Annotated in this window: 22 protein-coding genes and 3 pseudogenes; 14 read left to right on the top strand and 11 right to left on the bottom strand. The window is 72.0% G+C overall.

Features of this window, described 5'->3' with window-relative positions; all coding sequences use genetic code 11:
* Positions 1-171: 171 nt before the first annotated feature.
* The 3 genes and pseudogenes from ACYVPE_RS20795 to paaN all read right to left on the bottom strand — a co-directional run bounded on the left by ACYVPE_RS20795 (position 172) and on the right by paaN (position 3,267).
* Complete coding sequence (locus ACYVPE_RS20795; RefSeq protein ID WP_461035159.1) at positions 172-1,026, bottom strand: 3-hydroxyacyl-CoA dehydrogenase family protein; 855 nt, start codon at positions 1,024-1,026, stop codon at positions 172-174.
* A pseudogene (locus tag ACYVPE_RS20790) lies at positions 1,023-1,574 on the bottom strand (enoyl-CoA hydratase/isomerase family protein); the annotation flags it as partial. The gene ACYVPE_RS20795 and the pseudogene ACYVPE_RS20790, both read right to left, overlap by 4 nt.
* The gene (gene paaN, locus ACYVPE_RS20785) at positions 1,555-3,267 is read right to left on the bottom strand and encodes a phenylacetic acid degradation protein PaaN (protein ID WP_461035158.1); all 1,713 of its coding nucleotides are present in this window, start codon (positions 3,265-3,267) and stop codon (positions 1,555-1,557) included. The pseudogene ACYVPE_RS20790 and the gene paaN, both read right to left, overlap by 20 nt.
* An 84-nt stretch (positions 3,268-3,351) precedes the next feature.
* On the opposite strand from paaN, the pseudogene ACYVPE_RS20780 reads away from it, so the two are divergent.
* Positions 3,352-3,690, top strand: a pseudogene (locus tag ACYVPE_RS20780) (SDR family oxidoreductase); the annotation flags it as partial.
* 164 nt (positions 3,691-3,854) lie between these two features.
* Here ACYVPE_RS20780 and ACYVPE_RS20775 read toward each other — a convergent pair.
* The gene (locus ACYVPE_RS20775; protein WP_461035157.1) at positions 3,855-4,661 is read right to left on the bottom strand and encodes an MBL fold metallo-hydrolase; all 807 of its coding nucleotides are present in this window, start codon (positions 4,659-4,661) and stop codon (positions 3,855-3,857) included.
* A 92-nt stretch (positions 4,662-4,753) separates the two neighbouring features.
* On the opposite strand from ACYVPE_RS20775, the gene ACYVPE_RS20770 reads away from it, so the two are divergent.
* The 5 genes and pseudogenes from ACYVPE_RS20770 (at position 4,754) to egtD (ending at position 9,559) form a co-directional block, all read left to right on the top strand.
* Complete coding sequence (locus ACYVPE_RS20770; RefSeq protein WP_461035156.1) at positions 4,754-5,167, top strand: mycothiol transferase; 414 nt, start codon at positions 4,754-4,756, stop codon at positions 5,165-5,167.
* A complete protein-coding gene (gene egtA / locus ACYVPE_RS20765) occupies positions 5,164-6,408 on the top strand; it encodes an ergothioneine biosynthesis glutamate--cysteine ligase EgtA (protein WP_461035155.1) in 1,245 nt (414 codons plus the stop codon). The genes ACYVPE_RS20770 and egtA overlap by 4 nt, the downstream gene beginning before the upstream one ends.
* Before the next feature lie 20 nt (positions 6,409-6,428).
* On the top strand, positions 6,429-7,784 hold the full coding sequence (gene egtB / locus ACYVPE_RS20760; RefSeq protein ID WP_461035154.1) for an ergothioneine biosynthesis protein EgtB: 1,356 nt from the start codon (positions 6,429-6,431) through the stop codon (positions 7,782-7,784).
* A pseudogene (gene egtC / locus ACYVPE_RS20755) lies at positions 7,784-8,485 on the top strand (ergothioneine biosynthesis protein EgtC); the annotation flags it as partial. The gene egtB and the pseudogene egtC, both read left to right, overlap by 1 nt.
* 96 nt (positions 8,486-8,581) lie before the next feature.
* Positions 8,582-9,559 carry an L-histidine N(alpha)-methyltransferase gene (gene egtD, locus ACYVPE_RS20750; protein ID WP_461035161.1) on the top strand — a complete coding sequence of 326 codons (978 nt, stop codon included), beginning with the start codon at positions 8,582-8,584 and terminating at the stop codon, positions 9,557-9,559.
* A gap of 261 nt (positions 9,560-9,820) precedes the next feature.
* Here egtD and ACYVPE_RS20745 read toward each other — a convergent pair whose 3' ends face one another.
* Positions 9,821-11,047 (bottom strand): LacI family DNA-binding transcriptional regulator, encoded by a 1,227-nt coding sequence (locus ACYVPE_RS20745; RefSeq protein WP_461035153.1) that lies wholly within the window; start codon positions 11,045-11,047, stop codon positions 9,821-9,823.
* A gap of 166 nt (positions 11,048-11,213) precedes the next feature.
* On the opposite strand from ACYVPE_RS20745, the gene ACYVPE_RS20740 reads away from it, so the two are divergent.
* The 4 genes from ACYVPE_RS20740 to ACYVPE_RS20725 all read left to right on the top strand — a co-directional run bounded on the left by ACYVPE_RS20740 (position 11,214) and on the right by ACYVPE_RS20725 (position 14,607).
* A complete protein-coding gene (locus tag ACYVPE_RS20740; protein ID WP_461035152.1) occupies positions 11,214-12,242 on the top strand; it encodes a glycoside hydrolase family protein in 1,029 nt (342 codons plus the stop codon).
* A 239-nt stretch (positions 12,243-12,481) separates the two neighbouring features.
* On the top strand, positions 12,482-13,129 hold the full coding sequence (locus ACYVPE_RS20735; protein ID WP_461035151.1) for a hydrolase: 648 nt from the start codon (positions 12,482-12,484) through the stop codon (positions 13,127-13,129).
* 195 nt (positions 13,130-13,324) lie between these two features.
* Entirely contained in the window at positions 13,325-13,687 is a 363-nt protein-coding gene (locus ACYVPE_RS20730) for a nuclear transport factor 2 family protein (RefSeq protein ID WP_461035150.1), read from the top strand.
* A gap of 77 nt (positions 13,688-13,764) precedes the next feature.
* Positions 13,765-14,607 (top strand): alpha/beta fold hydrolase, encoded by an 843-nt coding sequence (locus ACYVPE_RS20725; RefSeq protein ID WP_461035149.1) that lies wholly within the window; start codon positions 13,765-13,767, stop codon positions 14,605-14,607.
* Between the two features lie 21 nt (positions 14,608-14,628).
* Here the strand turns inward: ACYVPE_RS20725 and ACYVPE_RS20720 are convergent, their stop codons facing one another.
* Positions 14,629-15,096, bottom strand: a complete 468-nt coding sequence (locus ACYVPE_RS20720; protein ID WP_461035148.1) for a MarR family winged helix-turn-helix transcriptional regulator — start codon at positions 15,094-15,096, stop codon at positions 14,629-14,631.
* Between the two features lie 377 nt (positions 15,097-15,473).
* Positions 15,474-15,755, bottom strand: coding sequence for a hypothetical protein (locus ACYVPE_RS20715; RefSeq protein WP_461035147.1), 282 nt, complete (start codon positions 15,753-15,755; stop codon positions 15,474-15,476).
* A 369-nt stretch (positions 15,756-16,124) separates the two neighbouring features.
* Between ACYVPE_RS20715 and ACYVPE_RS20710 the strand changes: the two genes are divergently transcribed.
* The 4 genes from ACYVPE_RS20710 to ACYVPE_RS20695 are packed head-to-tail and all read left to right on the top strand — an operon-like array spanning position 16,125 to position 19,520.
* Positions 16,125-16,919, top strand: coding sequence for an ABC transporter permease (locus ACYVPE_RS20710; RefSeq protein WP_461035146.1), 795 nt, complete (start codon positions 16,125-16,127; stop codon positions 16,917-16,919).
* Positions 16,916-17,764 (top strand): ABC transporter permease, encoded by an 849-nt coding sequence (locus tag ACYVPE_RS20705; protein WP_461035145.1) that lies wholly within the window; start codon positions 16,916-16,918, stop codon positions 17,762-17,764. The genes ACYVPE_RS20710 and ACYVPE_RS20705 overlap by 4 nt, the downstream gene beginning before the upstream one ends.
* Positions 17,764-18,531, top strand: a complete 768-nt coding sequence (locus ACYVPE_RS20700) for an ABC transporter ATP-binding protein (protein ID WP_461035144.1) — start codon at positions 17,764-17,766, stop codon at positions 18,529-18,531. Before ACYVPE_RS20705 ends, ACYVPE_RS20700 begins: the two co-directional genes overlap by 1 nt.
* On the top strand, positions 18,528-19,520 hold the full coding sequence (locus tag ACYVPE_RS20695; RefSeq protein ID WP_461035143.1) for an ABC transporter substrate-binding protein: 993 nt from the start codon (positions 18,528-18,530) through the stop codon (positions 19,518-19,520). The genes ACYVPE_RS20700 and ACYVPE_RS20695 overlap by 4 nt, the downstream gene beginning before the upstream one ends.
* Positions 19,521-19,536: 16 nt before the next feature.
* On the opposite strand, the gene ACYVPE_RS20690 is transcribed toward ACYVPE_RS20695, so the two are convergent.
* From ACYVPE_RS20690 to ACYVPE_RS20675, 4 genes are all read right to left on the bottom strand, one after another.
* Positions 19,537-20,352 carry an IclR family transcriptional regulator gene (locus tag ACYVPE_RS20690; RefSeq protein WP_461035142.1) on the bottom strand — a complete coding sequence of 272 codons (816 nt, stop codon included), beginning with the start codon at positions 20,350-20,352 and terminating at the stop codon, positions 19,537-19,539.
* A gap of 81 nt (positions 20,353-20,433) precedes the next feature.
* Entirely contained in the window at positions 20,434-21,318 is an 885-nt protein-coding gene (locus ACYVPE_RS20685) for a fumarylacetoacetate hydrolase family protein (RefSeq protein WP_461035141.1), read from the bottom strand.
* A gap of 75 nt (positions 21,319-21,393) precedes the next feature.
* Positions 21,394-22,521: a cupin domain-containing protein gene (locus ACYVPE_RS20680; RefSeq protein ID WP_461035140.1), complete on the bottom strand. Its 1,128-nt coding sequence runs from the start codon at positions 22,519-22,521 to the stop codon at positions 21,394-21,396.
* A gap of 55 nt (positions 22,522-22,576) precedes the next feature.
* A complete protein-coding gene (locus tag ACYVPE_RS20675) occupies positions 22,577-23,842 on the bottom strand; it encodes an FAD-dependent oxidoreductase (protein WP_461035139.1) in 1,266 nt (421 codons plus the stop codon).
* Between the last annotated feature and the right edge of the window lie 137 nt (positions 23,843-23,979).

Here is a 23,979-nt window from a genome sequence, read left to right as displayed (position 1 = left end):
TCGAGGCAACCATCCCCAGCGTCGGCTCCGCAACGACATGACGCCATCACGGGACGTCACCGACCCGGCTTGACAATGTCATTGGGAATCTCTCCCTCTCTCTCCCTCACTGCGCTTCTCCCTCGCTGGACGGCGTCGCGGTGGACGGCGTCGCGGTGGACGGCGCGCTGTTCACTCCCATGGGTAGAACCCCTGTCCCGTCTTGCGGCCCAACTCGCCGCGGGCGACCTTCTCGCGCAGCAGCCGGGGCGGCGCGAAGCGTTCGCCGAGGGTGGCGTGCAGGTGCTCGGCGATGGCGAGCCGTACGTCGAGCCCGACGAGGTCGGTGAGGCGCAGCGGGCCCATCGGGTGCCGGTAGCCGAGCCGCATGGCGTTGTCGATGGCCTCGGGTTCCGCGACGCCCTCCTCGACCATCCGGATCGCCTCGAGGCCCAGGGTCACGCCGAGGCGGCTGCTGGCGAAGCCTGGCGAGTCCCTGACCACGACGTCCTTCTTGCCGAGGCCCCGGGTCCAGTCGAGGGCGGCGCGCACCGTCTCCGGGTCGGTGCCCGGGGCGACCACGATCTCGACCAGCTCGGAGGCCGGCACCGGGTTGAAGAAGTGCATGCCGAGGAAGCGTCCCGGCCGGGCGAGGGCGGCCGCCAACTCGGTGACCGACAGGGAGCTGGTGTTGGTGGCGAGCACGGTGGTCGCGCCCACCGCCCGCTCGGCGGCGGCGAGCACCCGGGCCTTGAGCGCGGCGTCCTCGGGCACGGCCTCCACGACAAGACCGGCGTCCGCCGGCAGTTCGTCGACGGTCCGCGCCGTCGACACCCGGGCCAGCACCCGGTCGACGGGCTCGGGCAGCCGGTCCCGTTCCGCGGCGCGCTTCAGGCCGGTCGCCACCCGGTCGAGGGCCGCGGCGGCGGCCGCCTCGCCGCTCTCCACGACGGTGACGCGGGCCCCGACCACGGCGAAGGACTGCGCGATCCCGGCGCCCATCCGGCCGCCGCCGATCACCCCGACGACCGCGGGTGGTGAGGTCACGGTGTGCTCCTCTTCTCCGGGCTGCCTTTCTCCAAGCTGCGTTTCTCCAAGAAGTGCCGCATCCGCTCCTCCTTGTCCCGGCCCTCGAACAGCACGGCCTGCGCGAGGTCGTCGGCCACCGGGTGCGCGCCCGGCGCGTCGACGACGAGCTTCGTCAGCCGCAGGGCGGTGGCCGAGGCCCTGGCCATCCGGTCGAGCAGCGCGTGCGCCTCGTCCAGCAGCCGCTCGGCCGGCACGACGTCGATGACCAGGCCGGCCGCCAGGGCCGCCGGCGCGTCGAGGTTCCGCCCGGCCAGCAGCACCTGCTTGGCGATCGACTCGCCGACCAACTCCGGCAGCCGCCAACAGGCCCCGGCGCCCGCGATGATGCCGAGCCCGGGCTCGGGGTTGCCGAAGACGGCGTCGGGTCCCGCGATGCGCAGGTCGCAGGCGTAGGCAAGTTCGGCGCCACCGCCCAGCGCCCAGCCGTAGCGGCCCTGCGGGGTGCGCGCCCCGTCGACCAGGAACACCTCGTCCAGGACGGCCTCGTCAGGCATCGGTGGGCTCCTCGGCGGGGGCCGGGCGGCGCGACTGGAGCGTGGCGAAGCGGCCGGTGACGAAGGCCGGGTCGGAGAGGGTGGCGCTGGCCGCCGGGTTGGCGGCGCTGCCGTGGAAGTCGCTGAAGGCGGCGGACTGGTTGACGAACACCCCGCCGGTGAGGTTCTCGGACAGGTGCACGCCCGCCTCCAGCGCGGCCTGTTCGGCGGCCGCGAGCACCGCCTCGCTGGTGGAGTGGACGGCGGCGGTCAGCGCGCCGTGCGCGCGCACCGTCTCCCGGAAGACGTCGAGGCTGTGCTCGGTGGAGTCGGTGCCGATGACGAACGAGACGGGCCCGAACCACTCGCGGGTGTACGTCTCCCCGTCGGTCTCCGCGTCCAGCCTGGCCACCAGCGGGGTGCGGATGTCCGCCTCCGGGTGCTCGGGCGCCTCGATCCGCGTCGAGGCGCGCACCGTGCGGCCGACGCCGGCGGCCTCGGCCAGCCGCTCGCGCACGCCGTCGTTCACGACGGCGCCCAGCGTGCCGGCGGCGCGGGCCGGATCGGCCAGCAGCCGGTCGAGCGCGGCCGCGAGGTCGGCGGCGAACTCGTCGGCGCCGCGCACGCCCTGGTCGGTGGCGATGCCCGCCCGGGGGACGAGGAGGTTCTGCGGGGTGGTGCACATCTGGCCGCTGTACAGGGCCAAGGAGAAGGCCAGATTGCCCAGCAGGCCGCGGTAGTCGTCGGTGGAGTCCAGCACCACGGTGTTGAGGCCGGCCTTCTCGGTGTGGACGACGGCCTGCGTGGCGTTGGCCTCCAGCCAGTCGCCGAACGCCGTGGAGCCGGTGAAGTCGACGATCCGCACATCGGGGTGGAGCGCGAGGACGGCCGCGCTCCGCTCCCCGGGCTCCTCGGCGGCCAGCAGCACGAGGTTCGGGTCGAAGCCCGCCTCGGCCAGCACCTCGCGGGCGGTGCGCACGGTGATCGCCAGCGGCAGCACGGCGCCCGCGTGCGGCTTGACCACGACCGGGTTCCCGGTGACCAGCGAGGCGAAGAGCCCCGGATAGCCGTTCCAGGTCGGGAAGGTGTTGCAGGCGACCAACAGGGAGACGCCGCGCCCGACCGGCGTGAACCGCTTGTCCATCACCAGCGGGCCGCCCTTGCGCTGCGGCTTGCTCCAACGGGCCCGCTCCACATGCCGCTTCTGCTCCGCCCAGGCGTAGGCGACCGCCTCGAGACCCCGGTCCTGGGCGTGCGGACCGCCGGCCTGGAAGGCCATCACGAAGGCCTGACCTGTGGTGTGCTGCACGGCGTGCGCGATCTCGAAGCTCGCCGCGTTCAGCCGGGTCAGGATCTCCACGGCGACGCCGGCGCGGACATCGGGCCCGGCGTCCCGCCAGCCGGGGACGGCGGCCTTCGCGGCGGCCACCGCCGCGTCCGGCTCCAGGCGGGGGTAGGAGACGTCGAGCGGGAAGCCGTACGGGGAGCGCTCCCCGGGCGACACCCGCGACTCGCCCGGGTGGCCCGGCAGTTCGAACGGCCGGCCCACCTGCTCGTGGAAGGCCGTCTCGCCGAGCTTCGCGGCGTCCTCCCCGTACACCGACTTGCTCGGCGACTCCGGATACGGGGTCCAGTGCTCGCGACGCTCGGCCGCGGCCACCGCCCGCTCCAGCAGTGCGCGGTGACGGGCGAGGAAGTCGGGGCCTTGGGGGCTCAACTGCGGCATGCGATCCACCTCTTGACAGGCAGGGGGCTGGCTGGATTACTTGGCCGTGCCGCACGCTAACCGAATGTTCGGTCGGGCCACAAGGTGGTGGTCCGCCACCTCGTCCTGCTCTCGGGACGCACCGGCCTGAGCGGCAGTCACATCGTCGCCCCGCTGGAACAGGCGGTGAAGGACTCCGGCACGGCCTGGACCATCCTGCGCCCCGGCTCCTTCGCCCAGAACTTCACCGGCCAGCAGGCCAGGGAGGCGATAGGAGCCGGCGGCTTCCAGAGGTTCGACGTCGGCGGCGCATCCGAGGACTTCATCGACGTCGCCGACATCGCCGCCGTGGCCGTCGAGATCCTCACCTCTCCCGGGCAGCACGAGGGCATGGTCCACGAACTCTCCGGGCCCGAGGCACTGACCACGAGGGAAGCCGTCGACATCATCGGCCGCACCATCGGCCGGCGCATCGCGTACGTCGAGACGTCCCCCGACGCCTGGGCGACACAGGCCCGCGCCCAGGGACTCGGCGAGGAGGCGATCGACTCCCTCCTCACCGCGGTCCGCAGCATCCGCGAGGGCACCCCGACTGAGGCGGGCGGCGGTCAGCGGGCGATGAACGGCTCGGTCAGGTGCGGGGTCGCGAGATGGAGGGTGCTGGTGGCCCGGCCGTGGAGCACCTGTTCCCTCGATGCCCTTGCCTGCTCGGGGTCCATCTCGTGGGCGTAGGCGAGTTCGGGGTGGAGGAGCTGGATCGCGTGCACGAGCAGGTCACCGGTGACGGCGACCAGTTCGCGCCCGTCCGCGACGAGCACGCTCTGGTGCCCTGGCGTGTGACCCGGTGTGGCGACCACGCGCTCGCCGCCGCGCAGCGGGGTGTCGCCGTCGAGCAGCCGTAGCTGGTCGGTCTTCCGCAGCGGGTCGATCACGGCGGACCGCAGCTGCGGGTTGATCTCCTCGATCGCGTCGAGTTCGGCCCGCTGCAACAGGTATCCGGCGTTCGGGAAGAACGGCCGCGCCCGCTCGCCGCCGCCGACGACGGCCCAGCCCACGTGGTCGGTGTGGAGGTGGGTGAGCACCACGGTGTCCACGTCGGACGGTTCGATGCCCGCGGCGGCCAGCGAAGCCGGGAGCACCCCGGGCACGGGCGCCCACGAGGCCGCCGGGCTGTCGGCCGGGCCGATCCCCGCGTCGACCAGCGTCACGCCCCGGTCGCCGCGGATCGCGAACGCGCGGAACCGGAGCCGCCAGCGCCCGTCGGCGTCGACCGCGCCGGGATCGAACCGGTCGGCCGCCGCCCACTGCTCGGCGGAGGCGCCGGGGAACGCCTCCGACCTGGGAGAGAAGAAGGGGCCCACGCCGTCGGCGAGCGCGATGACGGTGTACGGGCCGATCTGAAGGGAAGGGAGCATCCCACAGATGGTGCCGCCATTTCTCGGGTTCCGGTTCACTTTCCGTGAATCGTGCCCGGTGCACGGGACTTCCCGGCCGCTAGGGTCTGGGCATGGCCGGTGCCGAACTCGGTTGGTTCTGGCTCACGTTCGGCCACGCGGGGGTCCCTCTTCCCTTCGAGGTCGAGGGCGGGGAGGCGTCCGACTGGCACGTGGCCACCGACGAGTCGGCCAAGTACATCCTGGACATCGACGCCACAGGCACCGCGTTCGCGTTCTTCGACGGCGCGACCGTCTCACTGCGCGATGCACTGATCCACATGCTCGAGGAAGTCGCCCGGCACGCGGGTCATGCCGACATCATGCGTGGTCCATCGACGGTCTCACCGGAGATCACCACCGGGAGCGGGATTCCGGACGCGGTGTGGGTATACGAGAAGCCGTGCGAGGCCGTGAGGCCGATCTCGCATCCGCTCGCCCCGATTCACGCCAGCCGTGAACCCCGTGAGAGAGGAGCAGGACGATGACGACCGCGCTGACCCCCGAGGAGGCGGAGACACATGTGCGTGGTGTGTGCTTCAAGACCGGCCCACCCGAGCGGACGGGTGTGGAGACGGAGTGGCTGGTCCAGGACCGCCACGATCCTCGACTACCGATATCCGTCGACCGACTTGATGCGGCCCTCGCGCCGGTCGAGGGCCCAGGTGCCCTCCCCGGGGGCAGCACACTCAGCCGCGAGCCCGGCGGCCAGGTAGAGCTCAGCTCCCCGCCGGCCCTTTCACTCACCGCGTGCGTCGAGGCGATGACCGCCGATCTCACCGTGCTGCGCGAGGCGATGGCGCAGGCGGGCCTCGTGCTGGTCGGCCGGGGCCTCGACCCGTTCCGCGATCCGCCCCGGGTGCTTCGGCATCCCCGGTACCTGGCCATGGAGGGCTTCTTCGACCGCGAGGGCCCCTGGGGCCGGGTGATGATGCGGCGCACCGCTTCCGTGCAGGTCAACCTGGACTGCGGGGACGACTCGGACGGCGTCTCCGGCCACCGCTCCCGCTGGGAGCTCGCCCACCGTCTCGGTCCGGTCCTCGTCGCCGCCTTCGCCAACTCCCCCGTCCGGGACGGCCGTCCCACCGGATGGCTGTCCACCCGCCAGGCCCTCTGGTTCCGGATGGACGCCGGCCGCACCCATCAGCCGCGCCACCATCCCGACCCGCGCGTGGCCTGGAGCCGTTACGCGCTCGACGCGAAGGTGATGTGCGTCCGCGGCGCCCACGGCCGTGACTGGTCGGCGCCGCCGGGGCTGACGCTCCGCGACTGGCTTGGCGGCGTCCCGGGGCTCCGGCCGCCCACGCGGGCCGACCTCGACTACCACCTCGGCACGCTCTTCCCGCCGGTCAGACCGCGCGGCTGGCTCGAGTTGCGGATGATCGACGCGCAGCACGGCGACGACTGGATCGTGCCGACCGTGCTGACGGCCCTCCTCCTCGACGACCCCGCCGCCTCGGACGCCGCCTACGCGGCCACCGAACCGCTGTGTCGGAACCCGGAGCCGTTTCCCCGCGTCGACGTCTGGCGACGGGCGGCCCGCGTCGGTCTCGCCGACCCGGACCTCGCCAAGGCGGCCCGCCTCTGCTTCGCCGCGGCCGACAGCGCCCTGGCACGCCGCGGGGCACCCGCGGCCCTGCGGCGGGCCCTGACCTCCTTCGCGGAGCGCTACCCGGAACGTGGCCGGTGTCCCGCCCATGACCAGTTGGACGCGCTCAGCCGCGCGTGACCCGTCCGAAAGGGCATGCCATGACGAATCCTCACCACGGCACCACCTTGTCCGGCACCACCTTGTCCGCCGCCGCCCGGGCCTCGCTGGAGGCCGCCCGCCGCCGGACCCTGCGCCTCACCGACCGGGTCACCGAAGCCGACCTCGTCGCCCAGCACTCGCGGCTGATGTCGCCCCTGGTGTGGGACCTGGCCCACATCGCCAACCAGGAGGACCTGTGGCTGGTCCGCACGGCCGGCCGGCGCCCCGGGCTGCGTCCCGACCTCGACCCGCTCTACGACGCCTTCCAGCACCCCCGCGCCGACCGCCCCGCCCTGCCGTTGCTCGGACCGGCCGCCGCCCGCGACTACCTGGCCGCGGTCCGCGCCGCGACCTGGGAGGTGCTCGACGGCACCGACACCTCGCCCGACAATCCGGAGCCGCTGCTGGCGAACGGGTTCGTCTTCGGCATGCTCGCCCAGCACGAGCAGCAGCACGACGAGACGATGCTCGCCACCCTGCAACTGCGCGAGGGGCCGCCCGTCCTCCGGGCACCGGCGCCGCCCCAGGCGCCCGCCGACGCGGCCACGCTGCCCCGCGAGGTGCTGGTCCCCGGCGGCCCGTTCACGATGGGCACCAGTACCGACCCGTGGGCGCTCGACAACGAACGCCCCCACCACACCGTGGACGTCCCCGCGTTCTGGCTTGACACGGTGCCCGTCAGCAACGCCGCCTACCAGGCGTTCATCGACGACGGCGGCTATCGCGACCCCCGCTGGTGGGCCCCGGACGGCTGGCGGCACGTCAGGAAGGCCGGGCTCCGGGCGCCGCTGTTCTGGCGTCGGGAGGGCGGCGGGTGGCTGCGCCGCCGGTTCGGCGTCACCGAGGCCGTTCCCCCCGACGAGCCCGTGCTGCACGTCTGCTGGTACGAGGCGGACGCGTACGCCAGGTGGGCCGGGCGGCGGCTGCCGACCGAGGCGGAGTGGGAGAAGGCGGCCCGGCACGACCCCGCCACCGGTCGCTCCCGCCGCTACCCCTGGGGAGACGCGGAGCCGGGACCCGAGCACGCCAACCTCGGCCAGCGCCACCTCGGGCCGGCACCCGTCGGCGGCTACCCGGCCGGCGCCGCGCCGAGCGGCGCCCGGCAACTGATCGGCGACGTCTGGGAGTGGACGGCCTCGGACTTCGCCCCCTACCCCGGATTCACCGCCTTCCCCTACAAGGAGTACTCGGAGGTCTTCCTCGGCCCCGACTACAGGGTGCTGCGCGGCGGCGCCTTCTCCGTCGACCCGGTCGCCTGCCGGGGCACCTTCCGCAACTGGGACCTCCCGATCCGGCGGCAGATCTTCGCCGGCTTCCGCACCGCCAGGGACGCCGCGGCGGAGGGCCGCGACTGATGTGCCGCCACCTCGCCTACGTCGGGCCCCCCGTGACCCTCGCGCGGTTGCTCACCGAACCGCCGCGCGGCCTGTACGAGCAGTCCTGGCGGCCCGCGCGACAGCGGCACGGCACGGTGAACGCGGACGGGTTCGGCGTCGGCTGGTACCCGGACCTGGCGCCGGACCAGTCGGGCGGCGCCGAGGGCGACCCCGGACTCCCCAGGCCCGCGCGCTACCGCCGCGCGGTGCCCGTCTGGGCCGACGCCAACTTCCCCGAACTGGCCAGGACGATCACCAGCCGCACCGTGCTGGCCGCGGTCCGCTCCGCCACCGCCGGCACCACCCAGGACGAGTCGGCGGCCGCGCCCTTCCGCGACGGGCGCTGGCTGTTCAGCCACAACGGCGCCGTCCCCGACTGGACCCGGCTGCCCACCGACCTCACCGCCGCCGAGGCGCTCGCCCTGGAGACCCACAGCGACTCGGCCGTGCTGTGGGCCATGATCGCGCGCCGGCTACGGCGGGGCGAGCCGCCGGCCGGCGCCCTGGCCGCGGTGGTCCGACAGGTCGGCGCGGCCCGGCCGACCGCCCGGCTGAACTTCCTCCTCACCGACGGCCACACGATCGCCGCCACCGCCTGGGGCGACACCCTGTGGTACCGCACAGGACCCGCCACCGCCCTGGTCGCCTCGGAACCCGACGACACCCCTGGCGACTGGCGGGAAGCCCCCGACCACTCGCTGCTCCTGGCCACGACCGCCGGCGTGCGGATCATCCCCCTGCGCGCCCCGCTCCCAAGCCCCAAGGGACCACGCCCCATGACCGACCACGGTTTCACCCTCGACGACCGGCTGCCCGCCGACCACTTCACCACCACGCTCCACGCGGACGTACGCGACGGCCTCGGCAGGGCACCGCGCACCCTGTCCCCCAAGTGGTTCTACGACCAGCGGGGCAGCGACCTGTTCGAGCGGATCACCCACCTCCCCGAGTACTACCTGACGCGCGCGGAACAGGAGATCCTCACCCACCGCGCCCCGGAGATCGCCACCCTGACCCGGGCCACGACCCTGATCGAGCTGGGCTCCGGCTCCTCCCGCAAGACCCGACTGCTGCTCGACGCCCTGACCGCCGCCGGCACACTGCGCCGCTACGCCCCCCTGGACGTCAGCGCCCCCGCCCTCGAAGCGGCCGGCACCGCGATCCGTCTCGACTACCCGGAGCTCACGGTCTCCGCCACCGTGGCCGACTTCGAGTCCGACCTCGCGCTGCCCGACGAGCCCGGCCCACGCCTGCTGGCCTTCCTCGGCAGCACCGTCGGCAACTTCGACGAGCCGCAGCGCCACGCCTTCTACCTGACCCTGTCGCGCGCGCTCAGCGGCGACGACGTGCTGCTGCTCGGCGCCGACCTGGTGAAGGAACCCGAGACCCTCGTCCGCGCCTACGACGACGCGGCCGGCGTCACCGCCGCCTTCAACCGGAACGTGCTGCACGTCCTCAACCGCGAACTCGGCGCCGACTTCGACCCCGACCTCTTCGACCACGTCGCCCTGTGGAACCCGGAGTTCGAACGCATCGAGATGCGGCTGCGCTCCCGCGCCCTCCAGACCGTCAAGATCCCCGACCTCGACCTCACGCTCGACCTCGCCGCGGGCGAGGACCTGCGCACGGAGCTCTCCTGCAAGTTCCGCCGCGACGCCCTCACCGCCGAACTCGAACGCGGCGGCTTCACCGTTCGCCACTGGTGGACCGACCCGGCCACCCGCTTCGCCCTCCTCATGGCGGCCCCGAACTAGGGCCTGTCTTTGGGATCTTCGTGGATCAGGCCTTGGCTCCCCCAGGCCTGGCGGCCTGGGTGGGGGTGCCCCCTGCACGGAGTGCTTGGGGGAGTACCCCCAGATGCGGTGCTCCCCCAGACTTCGTCCGGGAGGTGCCCCCATTCGCTTCGCGCAAGGCGCCGGATCGCAGCTCATACTTGGCCGTATTCGCGCGATTCGGTAACGCAGCGAGGTGCCGTAGCTGGCGTCGCGGCCCCACGAAGATCCGGAAGACAGGCCCTAGCCGCGGGCCCGGGGCGCCGCCGAACCGTTCGGGCCCGGCCGCCGAGCGGGCGGCGGCGCGAGGCTGGCGCCCCGGTGGATATCGCAGGCGAGCAGGCGCCGCGGCACGGTGCTCACGCCCTCGAGCAGGGCGCTGAGCACCTCCATGGCCTGCCGCCCCATCTCCCGGCGGGGGATGCGGAAACCGGTGAAGTCGATGTCGGCGGTGGCCGGCGGATGGGGCTCCCCCCGGACGGAGTCTGGCCCCGTCTGGGGGTCCCCCCGGACGGAGTCTGCTCCGTGGGGGTCCCCCCGGACGGAGTCTGCTCCGTGGGGGTCCCCCCGGACGGAGTCTGCTCCGTGGGGGTCCCCCCGGACGGAGTCTGGGGGAGGGTTGCCCAGCGCCACGACGGAGATCCCGGCCGGCACCGGATGCCCGAGTTCGGCCAGCCGGTCGGCCAGTCGCTGGCAGTCGGCCGGTTCCTCGACGAACAGCGCGGTCACGCCGTCGGCGACCAGCTCCGGCAGCCGGGCGATCAGCCCGGCGGTGTCGCCGGCCAGCACCGGGCCCGCGGCGCCGGTGGCGGCGAGCGCGGCGGTGAAGCCGTCCCGCCGGTCGCCGCGCGACTCGGTGTGGCTGCCGCTGCCCAGATAGGCCAGCCGCCGGTGCCCCAACTCCACGGCCCTGGCCACCAGTTCGGCGACCGCCCCCGGGTAGTCGGCGCCCACGTAGGGGACCGGGCCGCCGGCGTCGGCGCGGCGGCCGACCGAGACGAACGGGTAGTCCTCGGCCACCAGCCTGGCCAGTTCGCCACGGTCGGTCTCCCGGCCGAGCAGGACGCAGCCGTCGGCGAGCCGGAAGCGGTTGCCCTCGTGGAGGATGCGCCGCCGTCCGTCCACGACCGGGGCGCTGGTCAGCAGCAGCAGATCGCAGCCGAGCTGTTCCGCGCTCTCCTCGATGCCCGCCAGGAAGGGCTGGTAGAAGTCCCGGGTACCGCCGGGGAAGACCGCCTCATACGTGAAGACGCCGATGATCCGGTTGCGCCTGGCGACCATGCGCCTGGCCACCGGGTCGGCGACGTAGCCGGTCTCGGCGATGGCCTCCAGCACCCGTTGCCTGGTCTCCGGCGCTATCCGCACCCCGGCGTCGAGCCGGTTGTTCAGCACCAGGGAGACCGTGGTCTGGCTGACCCCGCTGATCCGGGCGATGTCCTGCTGGGTCACCCGGCGGCGGGGTCCGGTCACGGCCGTCTCCTCTCGAGGTGGCGGTGCGTTCCGTCGTCATGCTGCGTTTCCGGCCGAGGGCCGTCAAGGTGGTAATTCGTATTACCACCTTGACGCTGCTCCGAGCCGCCTCGAAGCTTTGCTGCCATCGGCTTCCCGCCTCGTCGCATCCCCCTCTGGAGTCACCGTGACGGACGACCTGAGTCACTCCCCCACCACCCCCGTGAGCCGCCGCGGACTGCTGCGCGGCACCGCCGCGCTCGGCACCGCCGCGCTCGGCACCGCGACGGCGGCCGGCGGACTGCTGTCCCTCGCCGGGGGCGCCACCGCTCAGGCGGCGGTGCCCGGCTTCCCGACCTTCGGCTACTACGGCCAGGCGCTCGACAAGAGCCAGCTGAGATACAACCCGACCAACGAGCTGATCTTCCCGTCCGTCCGCCATGTCGCCGGCCGCATCGCCAACCCGCTGGGCCGCTGGTACATGTACTACGCGCCGCACGACCCACCCGGCGGGATCTGCCTGGCCTACGCCGACACGGTCACCGGCCCCTGGCGGGAGTACCCGAACAACCCGGTCATTCCCCGCACCTGGGCCAGCTTCGACGTCTCCCACGTCTCGAGCCCTGACGCCTTCTGGAACCCGGCGGACCGCAGGATCTACCTGTTCTTCCACGGCGAGAACCACACGACCAGGGTGGCGAGTTCGGCCGACGGGCGCAGCTTCCAGTACCACAACAGGGTGGTGGGCACCTACCTGCTGCCGGGCGTCAGCGAGACGTCCTACGCCCGGGTCTTCCCGCACCCGACCCGGTCGGGCATGTACATCATGCTCTTCATGGGCAACCACGGCGGCACCCGCAAGATCTACCTCGGCTGGTCGCAGTCGCTGACCTCCGGCTGGCAGGTCAAGCCGGACCCGCTGATCTCGCCGAGGGCGGGCGAGGGCGGCCAGCTCTCCGGCGCGCACTACTGGTCGCGGAACGGCGGCGGGCACGTGGTGTACCACTCCGGCACCGGGAACATCCATGTCGCCCGGGTCGGCACCGGCTTCGACCGCGAGGACCACCTCGGCGTGCTCTACGACGCCCGGTCGGGCGCGCCGGACGACGGGCGGGCCGCCGCACCGTCGTTCGTCGAGGTGGACGGACGGCTGCACATGTTCTACGAGGCCGGGCAGCGCGGCTCGACCAACATCGCCCTGGCCCGCGCCAACTGACCTCGCGGGCAGCGCTGTTCGCCCGCCACCCACCCGCCAGGCACCCGCCAGGCACCCCGGCGACGCAGCGACTCGAGGCACTGGTTGACAGCTCAACTACCGGTACCTAATGTGGGTGTCGCGTCAACCAAACCGGTGGGGACGCCAGCTGACCAGCCCTCAGCCGGTCGCCGCGGGCATCGAGATCTCGATGCACCGTCCGAGGCCCCGTGGACGCGAAGCCCTGGAAGAGGAATCCCATGAGCACTGAGAAGAAGGCCGGCCTCGACGCGTTGCTGACGCCCGAGGAGAGCGTCCTGGCGCTGATCGACCACCAGCCGTTCCAGTTCGCCAACCTGAACAGCCACGAACCGACGATGATCGTCAACAACGTCGTCGGCCTCGCCAAGGCCGCCAAGGTGTTCGACGTCCCGACCATCCTGACGACCGTCCTGGAGGAGCGGGGCGGCCTCCTCCTCCAGGGTGTGCAGGACGTGTTCCCGGAGCAGAAGCCGATCAACAGGACCCTCATCAACACCTGGGAGGACCAGCGCGTCGTGGACGCCGTCAAGGCGACCGGACGCAAGAAGCTGATCATCGCCGGCCTCTGGACGGAGGTCTGTGTGGCGATGCCGGCCATCCAGGCCGCGGGTGAGGGCTTCGAGGTCTACGCCGTCACCGACGCCTCGGGCAGTGGCACGAAGGAGGGCCACGACATGGCCGTGCGGCGCATGGTCCAGGCCGGCGTCACCCCGATCACCTGGCTGGCCGTGATGAGCGAGTGGCAGCGCGACTGGGCCCGCGAGAAGACCATCGCGGGCACCACCGAGATCATGGTGCAGCACGGCGGTGCCACCGGCGTGGCCTACGCCTGGGAGACGCAGCTCCTCGCCACCGACCGCGCCTGACATGACCACCGCGCCGGCTCCCTCCGTATCGGGCCTCGGCGTCAACGGCGAGTGGTCGGAACCGCGCGGCATTCTCTGACGGGTTGCCGGATGCTCCGGCAACCCGTCCCCGGTGGCCGGGGGTTGAGGCAATTCCCACGTGACCGCGGGCGGCACGCTGTACCACTTCGTCGGAACCATCAAGAAAGCATGACCATGACCAGCAATACCGAGATCGTGCTCACCGCCATGCGGGAGCTCTTCGCCGAGAAGGACGTCACCGCGCTCGACCGGTACTGGGCCGAACCCTACGTGCAGCACAGCCCCCGGATGCCCAACGGTCTGGACACGCTCCGTGCCGTGGTGCCGGGCCTGGAGGGCTTCTCGTGGGAGCCGCAGCGGATCGCCGCACAGGGCGACCTCGTGTTCACCCACAGCATCGTCCACGGCTGGGCGCCGAACCCCGTCGTCATCGTCGACGTCTTCCGGCTGGAAAACGGCCGCATCGTCGAGCACTGGGACGTGATCCAGGACCTCACCTCCCCCGAGGCGACCGTCAGCGGCAACCCGATGGTCTGACACCGAGCGGGCAGGTCAGCGGCGTCCGAACGCGACCCCGGATCCGGGGTCACCACCGCACAGAGGGAATCGGAACCATGGGATACATAGCGGTCGGCAACGAGAACAGCACCACCACCGAGATCTACTACGAGGACCACGGGACCGGGCAGCCGGTCGTCCTCATCCACGGCTACCCGCTGGACGGCGACAGCTGGGAACTCCAGTCGCGCGAGCTGATCGCCGCCGGCTACCGCGTCATCACCTACGACCGCCGCGGCTTCGGGCAGTCGAGCAAGGTCGGCACCGGCTACGACTACGACACCTTCGCGGCCGACCTGAACGCCCTGCTCGACTCCCTCGACCTGCGCGACGTGATCCTGGTCGGCTTCTCCATGGGCACCGGCGAGTTGGCGCGCTACGTGAGGAACCACGGTCACGAGCGCGTCGCGAAGCTGGCGTTCCTCGCCTCGCTCGAGCCGTTCCTCGTGGCGGCCGACGACAACCCGACCGGCGTGCCGCGGTCCGTCTTCGACGACATCTCCAAGGCGGCCCGCACCGACAGGTACGCCTGGTTCACGCAGTTCTTCAGCGACTTCTACAACCTCGACGAGACCCTCGGCTCGCGCATCAGCCAGGAGGCGGTCACCGCCAGCTGGAACACCGCCACCCGCAGCGCGCCGGTGGCCGCCTACGCGGTGGTGCCCAGCTGGATCGAGGACTTCCGCGAGGACGTCGCCGCCGTGCGCGCCGCCGGCAAGCCCGCCCTGATCCTGCACGGGACCAAGGACAACATCCTCCCCATCGACGCCACGGGCCGCCCGTTCCACGAGATGTTCCCCGAGGCGGAGTACGTCGAGATCGAAGGCGCCCCGCACGGCCTGCTGTGGACCCACGCCGACCAGGTCAACAAGGCGCTCCTGAGCTTCGTCCTGGCCTGAGTGGCGCCGCCTCGCTCCGGGTCAGTCGGGCTGCTTCTCCATATGCGCGAGAACGCGGTTCGAGATCCGGGCGAGCGTGTCGAGTTCCTCCTGGGTGAGGGCCTCGATGAACAGCCGGCGGACGTGTTCGACGTGCATGGGCGCGGCATTCTCGATCGCCTCGTAGCCGGCCGGGGTGGCGACGATGAACGCGCCGCGCCCGTCGTCGGGACATTCCTCCCTGGCCACAAGTCCGCGCTTCGCCATCCGCGTGACCTGGTGGGACATGCGACTCTTCTCCCACTCCACCGACTTGGCCAGCTCCAGGAAGCGCATTCGCCCGCCGCCGCGTTCGGTGAGACCGACCAACACGATGTAGTCGGAGGCGGACATCCCGGAGTCGGCCTGGACCAGGCGGGAGAGTCGCCCGATGAGCGTCTCCTGCATGCGGATGAAGCTGTCCCAGGCGGCCTTCTGCTCCGAGGTCAGCCAGCGAGGCGTCGCGTTCATGGAGGGAGTGTAACGAGGTCGTTGACAGCTCATCCATCCCTCTGACGTGGGGAATCCTACTTCCTGCCGGGCGCCGCCGACCGGGCACAGCCTCCGCCGATCCCCTGACAGCGGTGAGGCGCGCCGGCCGCGTCGCCGAGCGCCCCGCGGTCGGCCCCCGCCGCGGCGCGCGGCGGGGGCCGACTGTCGGGTCAGGGTTCAGTCGCCGTCGATCTCCACGTCGACGCCGACGTCCTCCAGGGCGTCCTCCGTCTCGTCGAGCACCTCGCCGACCGCTTCCGCCAGGAAGTCGTCCATCACAAGCCACCGATCGTCGCAGCAACACCCCGCAGCCCGGGGCGGGTTGATCCTATAGACGCCCGCCCCGGCCACGCCCCTCAGCGCGTGTAGCTCATCAGGGCCCGCACCATGTGGCAGGTGGTGGTGGACGGCGGGTGGATGCCGATGAGCGCCGCGGTGTCCCGTATGACGCGGTCGCGTGCCTGGAGCGGGGTGCGGACGCCGGAGTCGAGCAGGGCGATGGCCAGGCGCATGGCCTTGAGCCTGCGGTTGTGGGCGATGTACCACTCACGCGGCTGCCCGGCGGGCAGCGGCGCCTTCGCGAGCGGGGCGTACGGAAGGTCGAACAGCGCGGGCGTCGAGGTGAGTGCGGCAGCCATCACAGGGGTCCTCCTGTCGCTGTCGAGAGCGCCGGATCGCTCCGGACAACTCTCTCGAACACTGCTCCAAGTTTACCGCCGAGCACTGACAAATCCCCTGATCACGCCGGATTCCGGAGCACCCGCCCCGGGGGCGCGCGGCGGGCCCTCCGACCGCCGATTTTTCCTATAGAGGGAAGTTCAAGCGAACGTATTGCTGTATGCGGAAACAGGTCGTAACTTGCAGGGCACCCCGTTCAAGCACGAAGGAGTCGCCATGAGCTGGTCCGAAACTACCTCTGTCATGTCATGAGCCTCGAAGGGACCGCAACGGTCACAAGCGCTCCACAGGGGATGTCTCGGGCACATCCGGCGGACCGCTCAGGACGCGTGGCGCGCCTTCTCGGCCGACGCTGGGTGCGGGACCTCGGGCTGAAGATCGCCGGGGTGCTCGTGGTGCTCCTGGCGTTGGAGGTCTGTTCGCGCATCGGGCTGCTCTCCCGCGGCTGGTTCCCGCCGATCACCGAGACCTACGCGGAGCTGTTCAAGCTGGCCGCCGGGCATCCGCTCTGGACGGAGACAGGCCGCACGTTGAGCGGCTGGGCCCTGGGGCTGGCGCTGGCCACCCTGCTCGCCGTGCCCTGCGGCATCCTGCTGGGCTCGAACCGGACCGCGTACCGGGCGGCCCGGGTGGTCATCGAGTTCTGCCGCCCGGTGCCCTCCGTGGCGCTGATCCCGCTGGCGGTACTGGTCTACGGCGTCGGCCTGGAGATGAAGGTCTTCCTGATCGTCTTCGTCACCTTCTGGCCGATCCTGCTCCAGGTGATCTACGGGGTGCAGGACGTGGACCCGGTGGTGCGGGACACCGCCAGGTCCTACGGACTGCCGCCGACCGCCACGTTCTTCCGGGTCACCCTGCCGAGCGCCGCCCCCTACATCGCCACCGGGCTGCGGATCTCCTCCGCCATCGCGCTGGTGTTGGCGGTGACCGCCGAACTGGTGGTGGGCGCGCCCGGCCTCGGGCAGTCGATCGTGGTGGCCCAGTCCAACGCCAACCTGCCGCGGATGTACGCCCTGATCATCGTCACGGGACTGGTCGGTTGGCTGCTCAACAGCGCCTTCCAGTCCGTCGAGCGTCGGCTGCTGAAGTGGCACCCGTCGCAGCGCCAGGAGGTGGCCCAGTGAACCGCCGCGCCCTCGGGTTCCTGCTGGAGCTGGCGCTGCCCGCCGCCCTGCTGGTCGGCTACGGCCTGTGGACGGCCCGGGCGCAGAGCTTCTACTTCCCGCCGCTGAGCGAGATCCTCCAGTACTTCCGCGAGTTGTGGCTCTTCGACCGGGTGGGCAGCGACCTGCTGCCCTCGCTGCTGCGGATGTCGGCCGGCTATCTGGCCTCGGTCGTCCTCGGCGTGGCACTCGGCCTGGTGCTGGGCATGTCCAGGATGCTGCGCACCGCCGCCGAGCCGGTGGTGGAGTTCCTGCGGGCGCTGCCGGCCCCGGCGCTGATCCCGTTCTCGCTGCTGCTCTTCGGCTCCGGCGACAGCTCCAAGATCTTCGTGATCGTGCTGGGCGCGGTCTGGCCGATCCTGCTGAACACCATCGACGGGGTGCGGGGGGTCGACGGCCAGCAACTGGACATGGCCCGCGCCTACCACATCCCGCTGGGCGCCCGGGTGCTGCGGATCATCCTGCCGGGCGCGGCCCCGCGGATCTTCGCCGGGATGCGCACCTCGTTGGCCATCGCGATCATCCTGATGGTGGTCTCCGAGATGGTGGCCAGCAGCAACGGTCTCGGCTACTTCGTGCTGGAGCAGCAGCGCTCCTTCGCCATCCCCGAGATGTGGACGGGGATCATCCTGCTCGGGGTGCTCGGCTACGTCCTCAACTGGCTCTTCCAGCGCCTGGAACGCCGGGTGCTGGCCTGGCACTTCGGCCTCAAGGGCCTGGCCTCGCCGGCCGCCGCCGCCGGGAAGACCGGAACCACCAAGCGGTCGGCGCGTTCCGCCGCCCCCTCGTCCGACGGAGAAGTCTGATGCTCAACGTTTCCCATCTGCGGAAGGTCTACGGCCCCGACCCGAGCGCGGCGCCGGCCGTGGCGGACCTCGACTTCACCGTGGAGGACCGGGAGTTCGTCTGCGTCCTGGGCTCCTCCGGGTGTGGCAAGACCACGATGCTGCGGTGTCTGTCCGGCCTGCTCCCCTCCACCTCGGGCGAGATCACGCTGCGCGGCGAGCCGGTGACGGGGCCGCCCAAGGACATGGCCTTCGTCTTCCAGGACTACAGCCGCTCGCTGCTGCCCTGGATGACGGTCCGCCGCAACATCGCCTTTCCGCTGCGCTACAAGGGGATCGACCGCCGGGAGGCCGCGGCGCTGACCGAGGAGGCGCTGGACGCGGTGGGCCTGGCCGACCGGGGCGACCGCTTCCCCTGGCAGCTCTCCGGGGGCATGCAGCAGCGGGTGGCCATCGCCAGGGCGCTGGCCTACCGGCCCAGGATCCTGCTGATGGACGAGCCGTTCGCCTCGGTGGACGCCCAGACCAGGTCCGGCCTCGAGGATCTGCTGCTCCGGGTCTGGGAGCGCTACGAGACGACGGTGCTCTTCGTCACCCACGACATCGACGAGGCGATCTACCTCGCCGACCGGGTGCTCGTGCTGCGTCCGCCGGCCACCGTGGGCCACGAGGTGACGGTGAACCTGCCGCGTCCCAGGGACCAGGTGCGCACCAAGGAGAACCCGGAGTTCGCCCGGCTGCGCGGTGAGCTGTTCGCCGCGATCGACGGCGGGAAGGTGGCGGCGTGAGCCGGCGGCGAGGCCGGAGACGCGCGGCGGCCGGGACGCTCGCCGGTCTTCTGGTGCTCGGTACGGCGGCCTGTAGCGACTACGGGGGCGACCTGTCGGGGGCCGACGTCTCGGGCGGCGGGGACGGCGACACCCTGGTGGTCTCGGAGACCGCAGGCGTGCCGTCCTCGTTCCTGGCCTACGGGGTGTCCCGGGGCTACTTCGCCGACGAGGGCGTCGACCTGAGGGTGAGCCCGTCCAGCGGTGGCGCGACGGTGATCCCCGCGCTGCTCAGCGGCGACATCGACGTGGCCGGCTCCAACGTGGTGTCGGCGATGATCGCGATGGGGCGGCGGATGCCGATCCAGATGGTGGCGGCCGGCACCTCCACCGCGCAGGACCCGGCGGAGGACTTCGCCTCGCTGGTGGTCCCCGAGGACAGCCCGATCGCCTCTCCCGAGGATCTGGACGGGACCAGGATCGCGGTCAACTCGCTCCAGAACATCAATGACGTGGTGGTCAACTCGGTGCTGACCGAGGCGGGGCTCTCCAACGACGACGTCCGCTTCGTGGAGATGCCGTTGCCTGACATCCCGGCGGCCATCGATCGCGGGGACGTGGACGCCGGCGTGCTGATCGAGCCGTTCGCCTCCATCGGCCGGTCGCAGGGTCTTCGGGTACTCGCCAGCCCCTATGTCAACACCCGGCCCGGGTTGCAGATCGGCACCTATCTGATGACCTCGGACCGGGTGGCGGACGACCCCGAGCTGGTGGCGGCGTTCCGGGCCGGCGTCGAGCGGACGGCGCGTTCGGTGGCCGAGGACCCGGCGGCCTTCCGCGAGGCGCTGCCCGAGATCAGCGACCTGTCACCCGAGCTGGCCGGCCGGATGAACCTGCCGGTCTGGCGCGGCGGCAACGACCGGGAGTCGATCGAGACCATCCACGCGGTGATGCGGGAGATCGGGCTCACCGACGCAGACCTGGACTACGAACGCGCGGTGGCGGACTGACCCGCCGCGCACGGGGTCAGGTGAGCTGCCCGCGCAGCGTCTCCTGGAGCTGGTCCCTGGCGACCAGCAGCCGCTCGGCCAACCGCCCCGCCTGCTCCCTGGCGGCGAGGCGGTGCGCCGGGACCACGACCGCCACCGAGGCCAGCGGGGTGCCGGCCCGGTCCCGGAGGACGGCGGCCACGGCGGAGATGCCCAGCTCGCCCTCCTCGATGTTGACCGCGTAGCCGAGCCGCCGGATCTCGGCCAACTCGGCCGCCAGCCTGGGCCATTCGGTGACCGAGAACTCGGTGCGGGTGACCAGCTCGGCGTCCGCGAACCGGCGGGCCAACTCGGACTCGGGCATGGCGGCCAGGATCGCCTTGCCGGCGGCGGTGCAGTGCGCCGGCAGCACCACCCCGGTGCGGTTGCCGACCCGGACCGCGCGGGGACTCTCCACGCAGTCGATGAACCGGACGTTGCGCCCCTCGAGCAGCGAGAGGCTGACCGTCTCCTCGGTGTGGTCCCTGACGTCCTCGAGCACCGGCCTGGCCACCTGCCGGATGTCGACCCGGCCGATGGCGGCCAGCCCGATCTCGTTGAGCACAGGACCGGGCCGGTAGGCGGTGTTGGGCTTGTCCTGGAGCACGAAACCGCGCCGGCGCAGCGCGTTGAGCAGCCGGTGCGCGGTGGAGGGAGCGACCCCCAGATCGTCGGCGGCCTCCGAGACGCGCAGCGCCTGCCGCTCCCCGATCAGTTCGAGGAGCCGCAGGGCGTTGTCCACGGAGCTGATGCCAGAACCGGCGCCGCTCGACGGGGCGGTGGCCCGGCGCACCCCGGGAGCATCATTCGACATGAAAGAATTCTAGCCCACTTCTTTTCCGATGAGGGGTCCCGGGCGGTAAGGGAACTTCCGGCCGGGACCCCCGAGGCGCGGTCAGCCCTGCCGGACGGCGAGGGTCATCGCGCCCACCCCGGCGATCGACGCGTGCACGGTGTCACCCGGCTCGATGGCCCCCACGCCGGGCGGCGCGCCGGTGAAGATCAGATCGCCGGGGAGCAACGTCATCATGTGCGAGGCGTAGGAGACGATCGCCGGCACCGGCGTCAACAGGTCCCGGGTGTTGACGTGTTGCCGTTCGCCGCCGTTGACGTCCAGCCGGATCTCCAGGGCGCCGGGGTCGCCGATCTCGTCGGCGGTGACCAGCACCGGGCCGAGCGGGCTGAAGGTGTCATAGCTCTTGCGGCGGGAGCGGTCGGCCGCCGAGCGCACCGTGATGTCCAGCCCGAGCGTGTAGCCCAGGACATGGTCGAGCGCCCGCTCCTCCGGGATGTCACGGCCGCCCCGACCCACCACGATCACCAACTCCGACTCGTGGTGGATCTCCTGCCCCGCGGCGACGATCTCCGCCGGGAGCACGATGTCGTCGGCGGGGCCGGAGAGCGAGGACGGCGACTTCAGGAAGACGTCGAAGTTCATCATCCAGGACTCCACGCCGCCCAGGGTGCGCTCCTGGACCCCGTGCATCTCGGCCACGTGGTCGGCGTAGTTGCAGGCGCAGGCCACGATCTTGCTGGGGTTGACGGCGGGCGCCCGCAGCCGCGTCCCGGCGAGCGGCCGTCCCTCGCCGGCCGCGGCGGCCGCGGCCAGGCGCGACCGGGCCTCGGGGAAGTCCCGGCACAGCCGGCGCCACCAACCGGAGGTCAGCGGGTCCGGGTCGTGCGGCCAGCCCAACGCGTCGGTGACGTCGACCACCCGCGCCCGCTCCCCCGTTCCCTCCACCACGCCCAGGCGATGGTCGTCGAAGATCACCAGCTTCATGTCGTCCTGCTCTCCTTCGGTTCGGCGGCCTGGATCGGCCGGGCGGCTGGGTCGGTCCGGGTGGCCCCGGCGGACTCAGCCGAAGACATCGGTGATCTCCTGGGCGGCCGGCAGGCGCTCCTCGCGGTAGACGCCAAGCGCGCGGAGCACCGGGTCGTCGCCGAGCGAGAACAGGTCCGCGCCCCCGACGCTGTGGTGCTCCTCGGCCGTCCAGGACGGGACGACGAACATGTCGCCCGCGGTCCAGTCGAAGCGGCGCCCGTCGAGCACGCTGTGCCCCGCCCCCCGGAAGGCCACGTAGATCCGGTTGCCGGTGCGCCGCACGGGGGTGGACCCGCCGCCGGGCCGCACCCGGTGCATGCCGCAGGAGAGGGTGGGCAGCACGCTGGCGCCGGAGCGCGGGTTGGTGAACTCCACGCCGACCAGTGGCTCGTCGCTTCCTTCGGCCAGCTCGGTGAGCCGCCGGTCGGTCTCCGCCCAGCGGTAGACCAGCAACCCGGACGGCTCCGCGTCGAGCGGGCCGCGCACCGCGCCGGCCACCATGGTGGCGGCAAGCGCGCCGCCGGCCTCCCCGAACTCCCGCTCGGATCGGTTGTGTTCGCCCACCACCGGCTGCCGCAGCTCGGGGTGCGGCTCGAAGAAAATCGCGTCCAGGGCCTCGATCATCGGCAGATCGAGGCCGTCGAACCAGTACATGTGGCCGTCCCCGCCGTTGGCGTGGTCGTGCCAGGCGCCACCGGGGGTGAGCACCAGGTCGCCGGGGCGCATGTCGCAGGCGTCACCGTCCACCGTGGTCCACACCCCCTCGCCCTCGACGACGAAGCGGATGGCGCCCGGGGTGTGCCGGTGCGCGGGAGCCGTCTCCCGGGGGCCGAGGCACTGGAGCGCGCCCCAGAGGGTGCCGGCCGCGTAGGGCCGGCCGCCGAGACCCGGGTTGGTCAACGACAGCACCCGGCGCTCCCCGCCACGCTCCACCGGAACCAGCCGGATGGCGCGTTCGGCCAGCGGGCGCAGGTCCGAGGAACGCCAGAGCCAGGGCACCGCCCGGGGCCGGGGCGTCGGGGTGAGCAGCTGCTCGGTGATGGTCCACAGCGGTCGCAACCCGGCGGCTTCGATGTCCTGGTAGAGGGCACGCAGCTCCGGGTCGCTCTCCTGTGACGCCCGGGCCTCCCGGGCCTCCGGGGTCTCCTCGGCGGTGGACATGGCGGGCCTCCAGATCGTCGGCTGATGGGGGTGGTTCCGAACACGCGGGTGTGGGTCAGGGCGCCTGAGTGCCGGCGTGCTCCGGCCTGCTCCCCGGCGGGAGACCGATCCCGAAGCGGCGCACGCTCTCCAGCAGCGAGACCCGACGCATGTAGCGGCGGGCGCGCTCCGGGTCGGCCGCGATGGCCCGCATCTCGTCGTGCGCGGCGCGGCGGCGGGTCTCGTCGGTCTCCATCAGCCGCTCGGTGTTGCGCTGGGTGTCGGCCTGGACGTACTCCACGGCGACCCGGTGGCGGCGTTCGGCGAAGGCGTCCAACTCGGCGTCCGCATCGGCGCCGCCCCCCGCGATCCGCCCGATGCGACGGGCCAGGTCGACCGCGTCGTGGATGCCGCTGTTGAGGCCGACTCCGCCCATCGGGCTGTTGATGTGCGCGGCGTCCCCGACCAGCAGCACGTCACCGACCCGGAAGGTCTCGGCGACCCGCTGGTGGACCCGGTAGAGCTGGCGGTCGATGATCGGATAGCCCTCCGCCCGGGGGGCCACTCCCTGGAACTGGCGGCGCAGGGTGTCCTCGTGCAGCGCCTCCGCCTCGCTCTGCTCGGCGGGCACCGGCCAGACCGCGCGCCAGGACTCCGGGGTGCGCAACAGGAAGAGCCACTCGCGGGGATCGGCCACGTAGTTGACCTCGGCGATCCCCGGCAGCACCTGGGCGAGGTCGACGGAGGTGCTGGCGATCAGGAAGCGCTCGGGATAGGTGAAGCCGGTGAACGCGACGCCCAACGCGCCGCGCACCGTGCTGCCGGCCCCGTCGGCGCCGATCACGTACGAGCCGGTCAACTCCTCGGCCCCGGTCGCGGTCCCGAGCGAGACCGTCACCCCGCCGCCGGGCCGCTGCCGCACTCCGGTGACCCGGCTGCCGAAGCGCAACTCGACTCCCGGAGTGGTGCGCAGCCGCTGGTGCAGCATCCGGACCAGGTGCTGCTGATTGAGCTGAAGTCGGTAGGGGAACGGCGTCTCGTCCGCCAACAGCCGGAAGTCGAACTCGGCTATCAGCCCCTCCGTGCGGTCCCGGAAGTGGTAGATCGGCACGCGCAGGCCCTCGGCGTGCATCTGCCCGGAGACGCCGAGTTCGTCGAGGAGTTCCAGGGTCGCCGCGTGAAAGGTCGAGGCTCGCCAGTCGGTCTTCGGCTCGTCCTCGGCCTCGATCAGGACGACCGGCACCTCGAGCCGGGCCAGCCAGGCGGCGGCCACCATCCCCACCGGGCCACCACCGACCACCAGGACCGGCCCGTCGTTAAGTCCACGCTGTTGTGCTGCCATGGGCTCAACCTCTCATGAGTTCCATACATGAGAAATAGAGTTCGCACAATTTCCTCCATACAGAAAAACAGCGTCCGTCCAGATCGCGAAGCCGAGGCCGACCAGCGCGTCGCCGAAGCCGGCGGATTCCGTGGCCA

The sequence above is a fragment of the Streptomyces mayteni genome, assembly GCF_054783955.1.
The sequence above is the reverse complement of the archived record's forward strand: the minus strand, read 5'-3'. Positions and strand labels throughout refer to the sequence as shown.

Bases quoted from the DNA above. Each gene is read 5' to 3' on its own strand.
- paaN (WP_461035158.1), bottom strand. From the start codon at position 3,267: ATGCCGCAGTTGAGCCCCCAAGGCCCCGACTTCCTCGCCCGTCACCGC.
- ACYVPE_RS20775 (WP_461035157.1), bottom strand. From the start codon at position 4,661: ATGCTCCCTTCCCTTCAGATCGGCCCGTACACCGTCATCGCGCTCGCC.
- ACYVPE_RS20770 (WP_461035156.1), top strand. From the start codon at position 4,754: ATGGCCGGTGCCGAACTCGGTTGGTTCTGGCTCACGTTCGGCCACGCG.
- egtA (WP_461035155.1), top strand. From the start codon at position 5,164: ATGACGACCGCGCTGACCCCCGAGGAGGCGGAGACACATGTGCGTGGT.
- egtB (WP_461035154.1), top strand. From the start codon at position 6,429: ATGACGAATCCTCACCACGGCACCACCTTGTCCGGCACCACCTTGTCC.
- egtD (WP_461035161.1), top strand. From the start codon at position 8,582: ATGACCGACCACGGTTTCACCCTCGACGACCGGCTGCCCGCCGACCAC.
- ACYVPE_RS20735 (WP_461035151.1), top strand. From the start codon at position 12,482: ATGAGCACTGAGAAGAAGGCCGGCCTCGACGCGTTGCTGACGCCCGAG.
- ACYVPE_RS20730 (WP_461035150.1), top strand. From the start codon at position 13,325: ATGACCAGCAATACCGAGATCGTGCTCACCGCCATGCGGGAGCTCTTC.
- ACYVPE_RS20725 (WP_461035149.1), top strand. From the start codon at position 13,765: ATGGGATACATAGCGGTCGGCAACGAGAACAGCACCACCACCGAGATC.
- ACYVPE_RS20720 (WP_461035148.1), bottom strand. From the start codon at position 15,096: ATGAACGCGACGCCTCGCTGGCTGACCTCGGAGCAGAAGGCCGCCTGG.
- ACYVPE_RS20715 (WP_461035147.1), bottom strand. From the start codon at position 15,755: ATGGCTGCCGCACTCACCTCGACGCCCGCGCTGTTCGACCTTCCGTAC.
- ACYVPE_RS20700 (WP_461035144.1), top strand. From the start codon at position 17,764: ATGCTCAACGTTTCCCATCTGCGGAAGGTCTACGGCCCCGACCCGAGC.
- ACYVPE_RS20690 (WP_461035142.1), bottom strand. From the start codon at position 20,352: ATGTCGAATGATGCTCCCGGGGTGCGCCGGGCCACCGCCCCGTCGAGC.
- ACYVPE_RS20685 (WP_461035141.1), bottom strand. From the start codon at position 21,318: ATGAAGCTGGTGATCTTCGACGACCATCGCCTGGGCGTGGTGGAGGGA.
- ACYVPE_RS20680 (WP_461035140.1), bottom strand. From the start codon at position 22,521: ATGTCCACCGCCGAGGAGACCCCGGAGGCCCGGGAGGCCCGGGCGTCA.
- ACYVPE_RS20675 (WP_461035139.1), bottom strand. From the start codon at position 23,842: ATGGCAGCACAACAGCGTGGACTTAACGACGGGCCGGTCCTGGTGGTC.